At 40.5% G+C, this 15199-nt stretch carries 15 protein-coding genes, 2 pseudogenes and 1 riboswitch; of the genes and pseudogenes, 1 reads left to right on the top strand and 16 read right to left on the bottom strand.

The genetic code is table 11. From position 1 onward, the window contains the following. Positions 1 to 169: 169 nt before the first annotated feature. Positions 170 to 590 (top strand): annotated as a pseudogene (locus MHH52_RS13420) (IS4 family transposase); the annotation flags it as partial. A gap of 238 nt (positions 591 to 828) precedes the next feature. On the opposite strand, the gene MHH52_RS13415 reads toward MHH52_RS13420, so the two are convergent. The 16 genes and pseudogenes from MHH52_RS13415 to MHH52_RS13340 all read right to left on the bottom strand — a co-directional run bounded on the left by MHH52_RS13415 (position 829) and on the right by MHH52_RS13340 (position 15182). Beyond that, entirely contained in the window at positions 829 to 1047 is a 219-nt protein-coding gene (locus tag MHH52_RS13415; RefSeq protein WP_340009150.1) for a hypothetical protein, read from the bottom strand. Positions 1048 to 1146: 99 nt separating this feature from the next. Beyond that, positions 1147 to 1656 carry a GNAT family N-acetyltransferase gene (locus tag MHH52_RS13410; protein WP_340009149.1) on the bottom strand — a complete coding sequence of 170 codons (510 nt, stop codon included), beginning with the start codon at positions 1654 to 1656 and terminating at the stop codon, positions 1147 to 1149. A gap of 31 nt (positions 1657 to 1687) precedes the next feature. Next, positions 1688 to 2977 (bottom strand): amidase, encoded by a 1290-nt coding sequence (locus tag MHH52_RS13405; protein WP_340009147.1) that lies wholly within the window; start codon positions 2975 to 2977, stop codon positions 1688 to 1690. Positions 2978 to 3051: 74 nt separating this feature from the next. Further along, entirely contained in the window at positions 3052 to 3327 is a 276-nt protein-coding gene (locus tag MHH52_RS13400) for a hypothetical protein (RefSeq protein ID WP_340009145.1), read from the bottom strand. 580 nt (positions 3328 to 3907) lie between these two features. Then, positions 3908 to 4300: a hypothetical protein gene (locus MHH52_RS13395; protein ID WP_340009144.1), complete on the bottom strand. Its 393-nt coding sequence runs from the start codon at positions 4298 to 4300 to the stop codon at positions 3908 to 3910. Between the two features lie 53 nt (positions 4301 to 4353). Continuing rightward, positions 4354 to 4620, bottom strand: coding sequence for a hypothetical protein (locus tag MHH52_RS13390; RefSeq protein WP_340009143.1), 267 nt, complete (start codon positions 4618 to 4620; stop codon positions 4354 to 4356). Between the two features lie 49 nt (positions 4621 to 4669). After that, positions 4670 to 5201 (bottom strand): annotated as a pseudogene (locus tag MHH52_RS13385) (MFS transporter); the annotation flags it as partial. Between the two features lie 4 nt (positions 5202 to 5205). After that, positions 5206 to 6759: an ABC-F family ATP-binding cassette domain-containing protein gene (locus tag MHH52_RS13380; protein ID WP_340009141.1), complete on the bottom strand. Its 1554-nt coding sequence runs from the start codon at positions 6757 to 6759 to the stop codon at positions 5206 to 5208. 437 nt (positions 6760 to 7196) lie between these two features. Next, positions 7197 to 7928: a MerR family transcriptional regulator gene (locus tag MHH52_RS13375; RefSeq protein ID WP_340009139.1), complete on the bottom strand. Its 732-nt coding sequence runs from the start codon at positions 7926 to 7928 to the stop codon at positions 7197 to 7199. 13 nt (positions 7929 to 7941) lie between these two features. After that, on the bottom strand, positions 7942 to 8679 hold the full coding sequence (locus tag MHH52_RS13370) for an ABC transporter permease (RefSeq protein WP_340009137.1): 738 nt from the start codon (positions 8677 to 8679) through the stop codon (positions 7942 to 7944). Next, positions 8676 to 9392 carry an ABC transporter ATP-binding protein gene (locus tag MHH52_RS13365; protein WP_340009135.1) on the bottom strand — a complete coding sequence of 239 codons (717 nt, stop codon included), beginning with the start codon at positions 9390 to 9392 and terminating at the stop codon, positions 8676 to 8678. The genes MHH52_RS13370 and MHH52_RS13365 overlap by 4 nt, the downstream gene beginning before the upstream one ends. Before the next feature lie 165 nt (positions 9393 to 9557). Beyond that, entirely contained in the window at positions 9558 to 10862 is a 1305-nt protein-coding gene (locus MHH52_RS13360; protein WP_340009134.1) for a voltage-gated chloride channel family protein, read from the bottom strand. Positions 10863 to 10930: 68 nt separating this feature from the next. After that, positions 10931 to 10992, bottom strand: a riboswitch (Fluoride riboswitch). A gap of 7 nt (positions 10993 to 10999) precedes the next feature. Continuing rightward, entirely contained in the window at positions 11000 to 11719 is a 720-nt protein-coding gene (locus MHH52_RS13355; RefSeq protein ID WP_340009132.1) for a YebC/PmpR family DNA-binding transcriptional regulator, read from the bottom strand. A gap of 167 nt (positions 11720 to 11886) precedes the next feature. Further along, positions 11887 to 12996: a 5-methyltetrahydropteroyltriglutamate--homocysteine S-methyltransferase gene (locus MHH52_RS13350; RefSeq protein WP_340009130.1), complete on the bottom strand. Its 1110-nt coding sequence runs from the start codon at positions 12994 to 12996 to the stop codon at positions 11887 to 11889. A 16-nt stretch (positions 12997 to 13012) separates the two neighbouring features. Further along, on the bottom strand, positions 13013 to 13945 hold the full coding sequence (locus tag MHH52_RS13345; protein ID WP_340009128.1) for a LysR family transcriptional regulator: 933 nt from the start codon (positions 13943 to 13945) through the stop codon (positions 13013 to 13015). Between the two features lie 121 nt (positions 13946 to 14066). Then, positions 14067 to 15182, bottom strand: a complete 1116-nt coding sequence (locus tag MHH52_RS13340) for a phosphodiester glycosidase family protein (RefSeq protein ID WP_340009127.1) — start codon at positions 15180 to 15182, stop codon at positions 14067 to 14069. Between the last annotated feature and the right edge of the window lie 17 nt (positions 15183 to 15199).

Below are 15199 nucleotides of genomic sequence, written 5' to 3'. Positions count from 1 at the left end.
CCATATAAAGTATATACGTCTTATTTATCTCATTACCCGTTATTCTTCCATAAATACATGTTTGGCTTTAAATATACCGAAAAAAAAGTAAATTTATCTACGTACAGGTATTTCTAATTACTCAACTTTCGAAGCTAGATTATCAGCTGAAACCCTTAAGGACGTAAGAACAGATGTAGCCCTAGGTTCCGCTGAAATCGTACGAATTTACGGAATGCGCTGGAGTATAGAGACCTTTTATAAAGTGACCAAAAGCTATTTGAAATTAGGTACAGAGTTTCAAGGTCGTTCGTTTGAGCAACTGATTAGCCACACGACCATTGTATTTAACCGCTATTTGGCGATGGAATATGAACGACGACAAACGAGTAATGACCGAACTCTCGGTGGACTTTTTTTCTGTTTGCCGATGAAGTCCGAGATTTAGACTTCCAGACCGCACTTCAGCAACTTATGGGTTTATTTCTCGATCTGGCTCAAGCGAAAACAAAAAAGAACAAAACGTCTGTTTTTGTCAACTACAGGATTGGATCGCTAGTTTACTCAGCTATATCAAGGGTTTGTTTAAAGATTTAAGCTGCGAAAGTTGAGTTCTTTATTTTTTAATCCAATACTATATTTTCCATCAACACTCCCTCCACATTTCTCACAACCCTTGCGCCATAAGGTACTATCTTTAGATCATCGCACCACTCACAAATGAGTACCTCAACTCATATTCTGGATCTCCGCAATTTCGAATATTATGTAATGTATCAACAATTTAAAAAAGGCGAACGATTAGGTTCACCCGAAATTGTAAACTCACCTATATTTTCTTTTTAAGAATTAACAAGCACAAGTTATTGCTTTTAAATTTCTTATAGCAATAGCATTTAGTCGAAGTGCTTCTACTATTGACTCTCTTACTGCTTGCACTTCAAATCTGGCAATAGGCAATCTACAAAGATTATCATCGATTCTTTTAAGACTTGCTTTCAAAACCACTCTTTGTTTACGCAAAGCATTTAAAGCTCTTTGAATTCTTCTCTTCTCTGCAGCAGTCATAAACTACCACCTCTTTTCGATTGTGATAGTATATGAGATGCTAATTCCTCCTTTTCTGCTTGTACAATCTGGACCCAATTGACTTAGTTTCACGTGTTTTTAGCGTTTAAGTACAAAATATACTAATTGATCACGAAGTTCAGCGTCCCTTTCAAACCCTAATCGCTCCATCAATGTAATCGACCTAACATTCTCAGGTTCAACTGTAGCATCAATAGTTGTTAGTCCCATTTTAGAGAACCCAAAATCAATAACTTCTTTTATCCCTTCGTACATAAGCCCTTTTCCCCAGTAAGCTCTGGATAAATCATATCCAACTTCTGCTGTGAATTCACTACCTTCTCTTCTTAAATAGTGAAATCCGCAAGTGCCGATGAGCCCATTCATATCTTTATCGAACATGCCCCATCTGCAGCCCAAATCATCTATATGGAACTGAATGATCTCTTCTGCCTCTTTTAGATCTTTACAGGGTTCGATATCCATATATCTAGTAACTTCTTCATCTGAGAAATGTCTATATACTGCTTCTGCATCCCCTAGATTTAAAATTCGAAGATCGATTCTTTCTGTGTGTAATGGTGGATACTCGAGTTTTTGATTGGTCAACGTAACACCTTCCATTTCTAAAATTATAGGATTACCCAAGTGCTAGTGATACAAGCCTACTCCAATATATAAGCTCTTCATCCTGCCCGTAAGCCCCAATACATTGAAATCCTAAAGGCATGTTATGAATAGTGGCTGAAGGAATACTTACACTTGGCGCTCCTGCGTAAGACCATATGGCCGTCATTCCGGCCCATCCTGTCCGTGTTCCCCACAATGGAGCAGTTCCCGCCTGAGCGGGCGAGACCCAAATATCAATCCCTTGTGCCCTTTGGACATCCAGTAGATCATATCTCAACTTGATTTGTCCTTTACGATATCGCTCCAGTTCTTCCTCTTTGATGGTTTGACCTGATTCAATACCATCACGCATCACAGTACCATAGCAATCTTTGTATTTTTCAAATCGTACGGCATGCCCTTGAGCCATTTCCCCTTGTACTAACCTCAACATTCCATCCCCATAGATGAAACTATCTTCCCATGGCATCTCAACCATTTTTATGACGAAGCCCGCTTGTTCCAACTTCTTAATCTGGCTCCAAAAAGTATGTTTAGCATCCTCTTCTAATAAAGTCATGAATACCCATTCTGGAATACCAAGCACAGGTTTACGGTTGGATTCGAAAGGCGTCCATTCCGAGATGAGTTCTGAAGAGACCCGCTCCATGCTAACCATATTCTGTGTGAAAAATCCCATCGTATCAAAAGAAGGCGACATCAACTGAACACCATCCAAAGGGATACGACCATAGCTTGGCTTAAATCCAACAACACCACAAAAGGAAGCAGGTGCCATAACTGAACGCAAACTCTGTGTGCCTATCGCAAATGGACACATACCAGTGGCTACTGCCGCCGCAGACCCTGCACTAGAGCCTCCTGATGTATGATCCAAATGATGAGGATTACGAGTTGGGAGATGCCCGGCATAAGCGAATTCTTCGGTCACCGTTTTGCCTGTGAACCATACTCCTTTTTGCCGCAGCTTTTTAATAAAACTACCTTCTGAACGTGTTAATTCCTGTGGAGGAAGATTTGAACCCGCACGAGTGGGCAAGCCGTCTATATGAATCAGGTCCTTTACTCCTACTGGAACTCCATATAATGATGGTTTTGGGACGCCATTATAGGTTTGTCTTAGCAGCGCTACTTCACTCATGATTCTATCTGCTCTATTCTCTTCCGATACAAAAGCATGGATGTGAGGCTCCAACTTATCATAACCATCTAAATACTGATTAAGGAATAGCTCAAGTGATGAATCAGTGGGCTCTAACCCTTGATGAAACTGTGTTAAAGAAGATGTATTGATATACATACCTTACCCCCTCCACAATTTATCGAACTAAGAACCGTTTGGCTTTGATTGTCTTTATTTGGAATAACTTCATGTTAATCGTAGTCCTTTACTAAGGCAATAAGTTTAATCACTGCATACAAGGCGCACATAATCACCGCAGTACCAACGAATAAAAGAATAGTCTCCACTTGGACTCTATCAGCTAGCGGACCGGTGCGATTCTTTTTGTTCGTCGCATGTGCCGAATGAAGCATGAAAACAGGTTTCTTAGATCGTTCCTTAGATTCTTCAGATCGTTCACCGGTCAATAATAGGATCTTGCAATTATCGAATTGACGAACCCACTTCGCATAAACGTCTCTTTTCATATACGAAGTGCAGAAACAGCAGCTAGAGTCTGGAAACATTTTACGGTCCCGAATTCTCTCTTCTAAATTTAATTCACCCCATATAACAACTAAGGGAAGATCAAGTTTTTCGCTTAAGTACTGAAGATATACATCAGTCTGCGGCCAATCAAACAATTGTTTTTTAGTCGTATCTCCAGAATCTCCATCGACACGCATATGAACAAGCTTGATTTTTCCCTTGGGAAAATGATAACCGTGAAGGCTACAAGCGCCGTCGCGACACTATCTACCCCATCCGATACATTGCATGAACTTCATCATAATCATGTAACGGGAACATCTCTGAAGGCAACTCAGAAAGTACATAATGCTCTGCTGCTCAGCTGCTCGACTAATATCAACCGTATCCACTCTATCTCCTTCTATAGGCATAAAAAACCATGGAACGCAAAAAGACACCAAACAGGTGTCTATTGTCTCCATGGCAAAATAAGCCCTAATATTTATGAACTGGTCAATAAACTGCGATTAAATACAGAAAAATGATTTTTTAGATTGAGTTTCTAACACTATAACCTTTTTAAGAATATTTCAAATATTATTCTCTCTTTTCTTTACTTAAAAGATCAGCTAGCTCTACCGAATTCTCATTTCTTAAATCCAGCATCTTTTCGCTATTGCAATCTTTAATCAGGTAGCCATTTTTAGTTTTAAAATCCATATAAAGGCTGAATCCGACAATTTCAGAATTAGCATAAGTAACAGTCATTTGATAAGTTGGTGGACCACCCACATCAATAGCCCCGGGTACTTTTTTTGTAGTTCTTATAGCATCTTCAAAGATTCGAATGCTTTCACTGTCAGTGTAAGTGATTTCCGTTGTTTCGGACACAAGGCTAACGCTAACGATCTCTTGCGTCGGTTTGACTAATACAATTATTAAAATCAATAAAATTATCAGTGAAATTGAAATGATGCTATTTTTTTTCATAACTACCTCCTTACTGAAGAAAGATGGAGACTGATCATTCAGTCTCCATAAATTTATAACTCATTTGAGTATGTGTTGGCAATTTCATTAAGTAAATTATCCCTAACATTATTATCTCGTGTTATAAAAGTACCTAGTTTATTAGTAGTTGCAGAATTCACCTCATCCAGTGTAAAGGTTCCTTCGTTTCTATTTACTATTTGATACTGTCCTTGTGAATCCTTCTTTAAAATAGATGGTTGCCGAAACAAGTTTTTTTCTTCTACTGAATCCGGCTCTGCTATAAGCAAAAAGGAATTCACTTTACTAAAAGCACTCATTATTTTTGTAATCCGCTTACGGCATATCCACCGGTCCCTCCGCCACCAATTTAATAAAGGCATGATCCTTTAGGTACTTAAATCCTTCCTTTATATCATGTACATTCGATTTCTTAACGTCCCCCACCTTAGCGTGAGCTGGAACAACGATTATACACATCATACCGATCCCTATGATTGCAGTGATCACATCAATAAAAAAGGTAGTTTCTATGGTACTAATCGATAGAATCACGCCACCTGCTGCTGGAGCCAGAAACATCATCAAGGATAAAATACTACTGTTTACTCCGTTTACCTTCATAAGCTAATCTTTTGGAACAATTTGAGGAATAAGTGCGTTCACAGCAGGAACCTGTATGCCCGTACCTGCTGCTCGAATCAGCAAAATTACATATAGCAACCAAATATTTTTATAACCCATCAAAAACATCACGGCGAGGATAAGTGTAGCGATCGCAATCATGCCATCCGCTAGCATTATCATTTTTTTACGACTATAACGGTCCAAATAAAGATATGGTTTGAGCTGTTAGTAATAGGGTTATTTTTCTCTTCAAGTTGTCATTAATGGTTTGCATTAGCTCATTTAACTCCTTTATTTCTGGTTTCATCTCCTATGTTAAGCACACGATCGACCCATCCCTGGTAAAACTGTTCTTCATGAGAAATAAGAATCACAGAACCACTAAATTGGATTAATGCTTTTTGTAAAGCGTCTTTCGTTTCAGCATCTAAGTGATTGGTCGGCTCATCCATGATTAGGAAGTTGTATTCTGAGAGCAGTAAAAGGCACAACTTAACTTTAGACTGTTCACCGCCGCTGAGTGTACGAATAGACTGTGTTACAAGGGTATCTTTAATCATACACTGCGCTAGATGGCGACGTATTTCCTTTACCGTCAGTTTGGGATCATAAGCTGAAATCACCTGAATAGGTGTCATCGTATCATCTTCCCAAGTTAAATCTTGCTCGAAGTAACCGACTTTGACTTGTTCTGCGAACTGAAACCTACCGGTAATCGCTTGGATTTCTCCAACCAATGTTTTAAGAAATGTTGATTTCCCTATTCCATTGAACCCCGTAATCACCAGCTTTTGTCCGCCACGGATGGAGAACTTCAATTTAGGCAACAAAGGTTTATCATAACCAACCACTAAGTGATCCACTTTAAGCGCTACTTGTGAAGTGCACGAAAGCTCCTTAAAGCAAATAGACGCTTTGGAGACAAATGTCGGAGCAGCGATTCGTTCCATCCTATCCAGCTGTTTCTGGCGACCACGGGCAATTTTTGAATTGACACCTGCACCGTTTTTTCGAATGAATTGCTCTGTAGTTTCAATTTTTTTCTGCTGTGCATGATATTGCCGGATATGACTCTCTCGTAAATGTTCCTTCTGCTTCACAAAATCTGAATATTTCCCATGGTATTTTTTAATCGTTTCCCCCTCAATATCGTAAATACTATTGGATATTTTATCGAGAAAGGCATAGTTGTGAGATACGACAATGAACGCTTGATCGAATGCAATCAGATACTCAGCGAGCCAGTTAACATGTTCCGTATCCAGATAATTGGTTGGTTCGTCGAGTAATAGCACATCAGGTTGTTCAAGTAAAAGCTTGGCTAGAATGACTTTAGTCCGCTGCCCCCCACTTAACTGCTCGATGGGACGATCGATTCCAATCGCATTAATCCCTAGACCCGTAACCATTTTACTAATGTTGCTCTCCATCGAATAATAGTCTAGCGCTTCTAATCGTTCCTGGTAGTCTGCTGCCTTTTGCAATAACATCTCATTGCCAGTTACAGCGCATTCCTCATAAAGCTCATTCATTTTTCGTTCTAGTTCATATAATTCTGAGAAAGCCTGTCTTAAATAATTATGAACCGTACTGTTTCCATCCATGGCAGCATACTGATCGAGATGACCGATTGTAATATTGGGCTGCCACTTTATCATTCCATCATCTGGAATCACTTCGCCCGTCAAGATGCTAATTAACGTGCTCTTCCCCGTTCCGTTCTGTCCAACCACGCCTACATGCTCACCCTTGTACAATTCCATAGACACATTCTTGTATAGAACCTTATCTCCAAAGGCATGTGATAAATTAGAAACCTCAAGTAAACTCATTTCCTATTCCTCTTTTCTGAAATTAATTAAGAACGCAAAAAAAGCAGAAGACACTGCCCCCTTAGGTGCAAGCCTTCTGCTTGTCAGTACACGAATGAACGGTACGAACATATAAATGTCAGTGTAGAAACTGAGCACTATAACACAAAAGGCTGTAGACGAAAATTGTCTACAGCCTCTTAATCATTAACATCGAAAGATAGCATAACCAAATAAGCATGACATTTCACGCTAAATCGGATTTGCTATCTATCGATGATATAAAAGCAATACGCTTTTGATTAAGCTCCGGACAACGTTTCATCGTTTGTATCCGTTTGTTCGGAGCAGCCTCTGGTATATAACTTTACAGTTTCTACATGAATCATGTTAAACCATCCCTTCGTTTGGTAACAGTTTAAAACGCATACCGTTACTTGTCAACTTAGAGCGGGAAATCATTCTTTATTTTTAGACTCCAACAGTTGTATAACTTCTTTTGCTTTTTGTATCGCTTCTTCTAGAGAATAGATTAAACGATCCGTTACTGTGACAATATCTTCGAACTCTCCAGGCGTATCTAGTATTTCTTTGATGCTTAGTTCCTTTGATTGTTCTGCTGTATTTATTAGTCGAAGAATAGCATTCATTGAATAGTGTGCTGATCGCAATGTACGAATAATCTTCATTCTATTTAATTCTTTTTCTGTATAAATGCGATAACCATTCGGTAGTCTAGGAACCATTAATAAACCATTTCTTTCCCAGTTCCTTAGGATTTCAGGTGTTAATTTCAATAACTGAGTGATTTCACTCCGAGTATAGGTCTGATAAGACAATGACCCCTTGCCACTGAGCCATTGTTCAACCAATTGAATCGCTTCTAAAGCTAATTGATATTCTTGTTCAAGATGAGCCAAATAGTCATGAGCAAGTTTAAATGCCAGCTTGAAATCTCTTTTACCACTAGCTTCAACAACGGCACGTGCTTTTGCTCGACTATGACCTTGAATAATCTCACAATGAAATGCGGTTCTTGCTATTTGAAGCTGAAATAAGTGGAGATCTGAAAACACTCGATATCCATTGTCTGCACGAGGAACTGGAGAAATATACTTCCACTCCTCATAAATGCGAACGGTATTCGGATGTACGTTAACAAGACTCGCTATTTCTTTGGTGCTATACATCCGTACGCCTCCTTCACTTCCATTTAAAGAATTTGATGGCGCCACCTAAACCAATCAATATACATAAACCAAGAATTATAATGCTAAGGAATAAGTGCTGAATAGACTCTCCAATCGAAACTTGCTTTAGTAAATGAATGCCATGTGAGAGGGGTAAAATATCCATTACCCATTGAAAAAATCGCGGCATAATTTCATATGGAATCGTTGCGCCCGAGAATAGAAGCATTGTGAAGTAGGCAACTGAACTCCATAAATTTGCAGACTTTTGATCAGGCACGACACTGCCGATAAATATCCCAATACTGTACATCGCACACACAACAAATGCATAAGTGAGCAGAAAGACTCCCCATGAACCGCTCATTTTATAATCAAATAATAAAGTATATACAGCAGTTACGCCAATAAATGAAACAAGCGCTGAGGATAATTGAATAACAACTTGTGCAAATAGTATGTGTAAAGGGGATACGGGGGTTACTTGGAATCTTTTTAAAATCCCTCGGTGCCGATAGTCAGCAATGGTAAGGGGTACACCCATCACGCCTGTCGCAAGTATCCCTATACATATGACAGCAGGGTAGGAGATTTCAAACATGGATGCTCCGCTGGCTGACACATCTTTACTCATGACATATCCAAAAAGAGTCGCCAATATAATCGGGAGTATGATCCCGAATATAAGAATATCCATGCCTTTCCAAACAAGCTTGCCCTCTATCTTTAGTAGTGTCCAAAATAATTTCATTCCCATTCCTCCTCACCTGCAAAATATAAATAAGCATCCTCTAACGTTGCTTGTCCACTAAGCGTAATAATTTCTTGAATAGAACCAGACGCGACTGTTTTCCCTTCTCTTAAAATGATTAAATGATCGCAGAGAGCTTCTACTTCGTCCATATAATGAGAGGTGAGTACAATCGATAGTCCCTTTTCTTTCATAGTTAAAAGCTGTTTCCACAGCATCTTACGCGCTTTAGTATCAAGCCCCGTTGTTAATTCATCTAAGAAGACAAGCTGAGGATTGGGCAAAAGGGCCAACAAAACAGCTAAACGCTGCCCTTCACCACCAGATAGCGACTTTACTGACTGTTTTTTCTTATCATGCAATCCAAAGATATGGAGTAAAGGGTCGATAGTGTGTGGGTTTTTGTATAAAGCACGCCATTGGATACATGCTTCTTCAATGGTTAAGCGATCTTGAAAATTCGTATCTTGGAATTGCACACCAACTTTTTGAAACACTTCCTTTCGTTCAGTTATTGGCGATTTCCCAAGTAAGACGAGTTCTTGGAATTCGCTTTTTTCGATACCTAGAATTGCAGCGATACTCGAAGATTTCCCTGCACCATTTGCACCTAGTAAACCAATTACCTCTCCTTCACTTAAATGAAAGCTTAAATCCTGGACAGCCATTTTTTCTCCATATCGTACAGAGAGATTACTTACGGATAAAACCATATCCCCACCTCATTTCAGATATTAGGTTTACACTATATCAAATGAAGTAAAGGCTGGTGTAATATTGGAGGGTTTGTTTATTCAGACAAAAAAAGAGGAGGTCAGCTCATATCACGAACTAACCATCCTCTGTCAGATGATAATATATTTAAATATCCTATTACCTTATTTTCTTTTTTTAACACTACTTATCCTGGTCCCTTGAGGGATAGAAATGAACTGGCTCTTCGATACACCAATAAGCTGTGAAGTATAAATACTCGAATGTCCTGAGAACAAATAACTCACCACACAAGCGATGAACATGTATATAGCACCCTCGGAACCGAACAGCTCGATCCCCATTAAAAAGCAAGCGATAGGCGTGCTTGTAGCTCCGCAGAAGACAGCAATAAAACCGAGCGCAGCCAAAAATGGTCCATACACATGTAATATTCCAGCCAAAACATTACCTAATGTGGCTCCAATCGCAAACAACGGAGTAACTTCACCACCCTGAAATCCTGTTCCTAAGGTAAAGGCGGTAAAGATCAGCTTCCATAAAAAAGCGAACGGCGAGACATCCCCCTCAAAAGAATCCTTGATTAAAGGAATTCCGAGACCTAGGTAGTCGCGGGATCCTACAACGAATACTAACGCAATGATAATTAAACCACCTACTAAACCTTTTAACATTGGATTGCTAATCATGGCGGTGAAGGTTTTTTTTAGAAAATGAGTCAGTTCACTGAAAAGCATACTCACAAGACCAAAAATCACAGAGGCCAATACCACTTTTAGAATAATGGATAGACTTAAAGCGGGAAATTCATTCACTACATAGTGAGTATGATGAACGCCCCACAATCGAGTGGTGACCAAATCACCAACAAAGCTAGCCACAAAACAAGGAAGTAATGCCTGTTGGCTAATGAGTCCAATGGTTACCACTTCTAGACCAAACAAGGTTCCGGCCAGCGGTGTTCCGAAAATAGAGCCAAAGCCTCCACTAATCCCGCACATTAACAGTATTTTGCGATCCAGCGGGCTGATTTTGATTAATTTCCCAAACCACTCCGCGAGGCTTCCTCCCATTTGTACAGCTGTCCCCTCACGCCCGGCAGATCCGCCGAACAAGTGAGTTACCAGTGTCCCGAACAATACTAAGGGTGCCATACGTAAAGGAATGGTCTCGCTGCCATCCTGAATTTGTTCTAAAATAAGGTTATTTCCTTTAGCGCTGTTTTTCCCGTAACGCTTATATATGAAACTAACAAGTACTCCTGCAAGGGGCAGCAAGTAAAGCAGCCATGGATGCTCTAAACGTACATCTGTTACGTAGTCTAAGCTTTTTAGAAAGAAAGCAGAGGCAGTTCCCGATAAGATACCAACCACACTTCCGAGTACAATCCATTTAATAAACGTACTCCAAAGTGCAAAATGACTTTTTTTCTTAGCGAATCCATACCATCGTGCAGACCATTGATTCATAACGACAGCTCCCAAAGTCAGTATAAATTAGTCTCTGGCAACAAAACAGACTCCTACCAGTGAAGCTCACACTGGTAGGAGTCATTAGTCTGAAGAGACAGTTGAGGCGAACTCCATCGCCTTGTTATATGCTATTCTTAGTCCTCAGAGTCTACGTTATGATACACTTGTTGAACATCTTCTAAATCTTCTAAGGCATCAATCAGTTTCTCGAACTGGGCTTGTGCATCTTCAGGAAGCGTTACATAGTTCTGTGGAAGCATGTTAAGTTCAGCAACGGTAAATTCAGTGATTCCTGCATTCTTGAATACTTCTTGTACGGCATGGAACTGATCAGGTTCAGCGTACACGATAACCGCTTCATCCTCTTCTAGCACATCACGTACATCAAGCTCTGTATCGAACATCATCTCAATTACTTCATCGGCAGTTTTGCCTTCCACACCGATAACAGCTGTTGAGTCAAACATGTAGGCTACGGATCCGCTGACACCCATATTCCCGCCATTCTTACTGAATGTAGAACGGATCAAAGGCGCTGTACGATTAACGTTATTCGTAAGTGCATCGACGATAATCATCGAACCATTAGGTCCAAATCCTTCGTAACGAAGCTCTTCATAATTCTCATCACCGCTGCCTTTGGCTTTATCCATCGCGCGGTCAATAATCGCTTTTGGTACATTGTAAGTTTTTGCACGTTCTAATACAACCTTCAAGGCCCGGTTTGCTTCTGGATCGGGTTCACCTTTCTTGGCTGCTACATAAATCTCAACACCAAACTTTGCATAAACGCGACTTGTGTTGGCGTCTTTGGAGGCTTTCTTTTCCTTAATATTATTCCACTTACGACCCATATTGTTCCCGCTCTCTTTCAACATGAATTAAAAACAATTGTTACTTATTATACCCTTGATCAATAGCTCTAGTAAAGTGCACTGGTAGGTTAATCCTCTAAGCTGTCACAATACACTCATAAAAAGACTCCTGAATCAGTCAGAAGTCTTCTAAAAACTTATTTTATTTATATCCAAACCTCTTGGGCTGTTTCAATTACGAGACGTATTTTATCCCACTGCTCTTCATCGGTTAGGATATTCCCTTCCTCGGTTGAAGCAAACCCACATTGAGGACTTAAGCAAAGCTTCTCAATATCAACATATTGTGCCGCTTCTTCAATACGCGCTTTAAGCTGTTCTTTGCTCTCAAGACCACCATGTTTTGTAGTTACTAGTCCTAATACCACAAATTGATCTTTAATAAAACGTAAGGGTTCAAAATCGCCCGCCCGCTCATTATCATACTCCAAGAAGAAAGCATCCACTTTAGTATTCGAAAAAAGCTCTTCGGCCACAGGCTCATAACCACCAGCAGCGAACCATGTGGAGCGAAAATTACCTCGGCATACGTGAAGCGCGATTGTCATGTCCTGCGGACGACTGGCAATGCTCTCGTTAATCAGCCTGACATAATCCTTAGCCAATTGATCTGGATCTTTTCCTCTGCTTCGTAAATGCGCCCGATGTCTACCACTACACAGCGTTCCCCAAGTTGTATCGTCTAACTGGAGGTAACGGCAGCCCGCATCATAAAACGCTTGGATTGCAGTTCGGTAAACAGCAATAATATCTTGGAATAGAGTTTCCTGATCCGGGTAAACTTCATTCCCGTTAAACTCCTCTACAAAGTGAAATAAAGCGGGTGAAGGTATTGTCATTTTCGGAATTCGTTCTCCAGCCATTTGCTTCAGAGCAATAAATTGCTTGATCATCGGATGATCTTCAAAGGCAATTCGGTCTACAATTCGAAAAGATTCCGCGCGCTGAACCGCTTCCACTCTTCCTTGATTCAAGTTAATTTTCTCTGTCCCTTTAATCCCTACAAAGAAATCGAGATGCCACCAGGAACGACGAAATTCCCCATCTGTGACCGCCAATAAACCCACTTCTTTTTCTTGTTCCAGTAATTTGGCGATTTCAATATTCTCTATTTCATGAAGCTGACTGCCCGTGATTTCACCATTGTCATATTGAAGGCGGGCCGCTTTAATCTCATCCGTTCGTAAGAAGCTGCCAACGATATCGTAGCGAAAAGGTGGAGCATTTCTCTGGGTGTCAATTACGGGTCTAATCATACCGATCCTCCTACTGCTATAGTAAAAAATGATTTAGATCAAAATAACTACCTGAAACCAGGTCATTCAAGATCTCGATATACATAGATGCCATTACACTCGGTCTACGATCTTTATGCGCTATCCATCCAACTGTAAATACTTCATTACTCTCAAAAGGGATCGTCTTCAGTCCATCTCCATTTAGATCAGACGCCAGAATCCCTGTGCCCACCGTATAGCAATCCGTACCCATTAATAAATTGGTCAGTGTCGCCCGGTCATTCACCTTTATATTCTTCTCAATTTGTGAAAAGCTTAACATTTCCTCCGAGAAGTGCAGTGAATTGTTCTCACCCTGTTCAAACGTGATATAAGGGAACGGCACAATATCATTCTGTGTAATGACTTCCTTATGAGCAAGCGGATGTCCGGTTCGAACATAAAGATGTGGATCGGTATTAAAAAGTGGTGTGAATTTCAGATTGCCATCACTAAACAGTTTATTCATATGCTTATAGTTACTCTCGTTAATATAAAGAATTCCTAGATCACTGCGCAAGGTACGTACATCTTCGATAATCTCGTAGGTTTGCGTCTCTCTCAAGCTAAAATTGTATTCTGAGACGTCATTCTGCTTCATGAGATTAACAAAGGCGTCAACCACAAAGGCGTAGTGTTGCGTGGAGATGGAAAAATAGATCGGACTGCGCTTTTTCCCAGTATAACGATTCTCCATAAGCTCCGTCTGTTCAATGATTTGGCGAGCATAACCTAGGAATTCCATCCCCTCAACGGAAATACTGATTCCACGGTTAGTTCGCTCAAAGATCGTAATCCCTAGTTCACTTTCTAACTCTTTAATGGCATTGGACAGGCTCGGTTGAGAGACAAAGAGCTTCTTTGCCGCCTCATTCATGGAGCCACTATTTGCAATTTCGATAGCGTAGCGGAGTTGTTGCAACGTCACTCCTATTCCCCCTGTTCCAGACCTGTTAGTTCTGTATTCTGTTTCATACTAGGTGATATCGTAGCATATTTTCATATGGCAATCCAAGATATTCCTTAGCTCATCTTCATGTTAAGCTTCTTTAGTGCGTACGCTTCTTAGCAGCATCAATTTTGGAGGGGTCGAGCCCTTTCCAAATATTCGGCATATCGACCTGCTCTGGGTGATCGAATACTAAAAAAGCTGTAGGCAAATATCGTTCACCATACTGAGAGGATGGCTTGTTCATAATCTCGTTGTCTTTTACAAGCACGGTAGAAGAACCTCCATCCAGATTCGCTGCAATCACAGCCCCATGTTTGAGAAGGATTTGTTGCACATCATACAGATTTGCCCCAATACTATAAGTAGGCTGTCTTCCATCGATAACAACAAATATAATCGCTCCGTCAGCACGCTGACCCATCGCTGTTCTAGGTGCAATCCCCCAGCCTTCAGCCGCGTTCTTAATCAATCCTTTTCCATTGACGATCAGACGTGGGCTAAAAGTAACTGCCTCCTGAACACCCATTTTACTAATCTCATCTAAAGTATAATTCCCAGCAACCATTTTCCCTTGTTTATCAAGACCTACGATCTGTGTGGATTTCTTACCACCGAGACCGTTGTAATATAACTTACCTTGTGAGATCACAATACCGATAGGTTTAAACCCGTTACCTTTCCAGTTGGGGTCGGCGAACCCACCACCGTTAACGCCCGCAATAGCACCTGTACGCTTCACCATGCTAGTTACTTTCTCACCTGACCCTACCTTATGTGGAATTCCTAGACGGACTTTAGTAGGATCATTAACGATCATGACATATCCGGAATATCCACTACCTGAGACATTCTCTATCTCGACCAGCGGTTTCTCTTTTACTTCTGGTTCAGGAGTGATGGTGTGTGTATCCTTTTCGACCCCCATCTCTTCAAATAGGGAGCTATATTCAGTCACTCTGTCTTTTAATCCGTCCTCGCCAATAATATATTTAGCCATGTAGCGGTGCTGTGTTGTAATCAGTGTATCAGCGATTGAATAGCGCAGATTTTTAGCCGAAGGTGCAAAGTAGAACCAACCACCTCCAGCAATCAACAAAATTAAGCAGAATAGAAACACTTTGGATAGTGTTCGGAAAAAGCTCCGTTTCTTACGTTTTTTTGTTGGCTTCTTTTTGCGTACGGTGGAACGTTGAGGTAATGATGAAGTGCTCACTTCTTTTTCCTCCCTGA

The sequence above is a fragment of the Paenibacillus sp. FSL K6-0276 genome (assembly GCF_037977235.1).
In the GTDB taxonomy this organism is placed as follows: Bacteria; Bacillota; Bacilli; order Paenibacillales; family Paenibacillaceae; genus Paenibacillus_AQ.
Note: the sequence above shows the minus strand (reverse complement) of the source record. Positions and strands in the feature narration are given on the sequence as shown.

Bases quoted from the DNA above. Each gene is read 5' to 3' on its own strand.
- MHH52_RS13415 (WP_340009150.1), bottom strand. From the start codon at position 1,047: ATGACTGCTGCAGAGAAGAGAAGAATTCAAAGAGCTTTAAATGCTTTG.
- MHH52_RS13405 (WP_340009147.1), bottom strand. From the start codon at position 2,977: ATGTATATCAATACATCTTCTTTAACACAGTTTCATCAAGGGTTAGAG.
- MHH52_RS13400 (WP_340009145.1), bottom strand. From the start codon at position 3,327: ATGAAAAGAGACGTTTATGCGAAGTGGGTTCGTCAATTCGATAATTGC.
- MHH52_RS13395 (WP_340009144.1), bottom strand. From the start codon at position 4,300: ATGAAAAAAAATAGCATCATTTCAATTTCACTGATAATTTTATTGATT.
- MHH52_RS13390 (WP_340009143.1), bottom strand. From the start codon at position 4,620: ATGAGTGCTTTTAGTAAAGTGAATTCCTTTTTGCTTATAGCAGAGCCG.
- MHH52_RS13380 (WP_340009141.1), bottom strand. From the start codon at position 6,759: ATGAGTTTACTTGAGGTTTCTAATTTATCACATGCCTTTGGAGATAAG.
- MHH52_RS13375 (WP_340009139.1), bottom strand. From the start codon at position 7,928: ATGTATAGCACCAAAGAAATAGCGAGTCTTGTTAACGTACATCCGAAT.
- MHH52_RS13370 (WP_340009137.1), bottom strand. From the start codon at position 8,679: ATGAAATTATTTTGGACACTACTAAAGATAGAGGGCAAGCTTGTTTGG.
- MHH52_RS13365 (WP_340009135.1), bottom strand. From the start codon at position 9,392: ATGGTTTTATCCGTAAGTAATCTCTCTGTACGATATGGAGAAAAAATG.
- MHH52_RS13360 (WP_340009134.1), bottom strand. From the start codon at position 10,862: ATGAATCAATGGTCTGCACGATGGTATGGATTCGCTAAGAAAAAAAGT.
- MHH52_RS13355 (WP_340009132.1), bottom strand. From the start codon at position 11,719: ATGGGTCGTAAGTGGAATAATATTAAGGAAAAGAAAGCCTCCAAAGAC.
- MHH52_RS13350 (WP_340009130.1), bottom strand. From the start codon at position 12,996: ATGATTAGACCCGTAATTGACACCCAGAGAAATGCTCCACCTTTTCGC.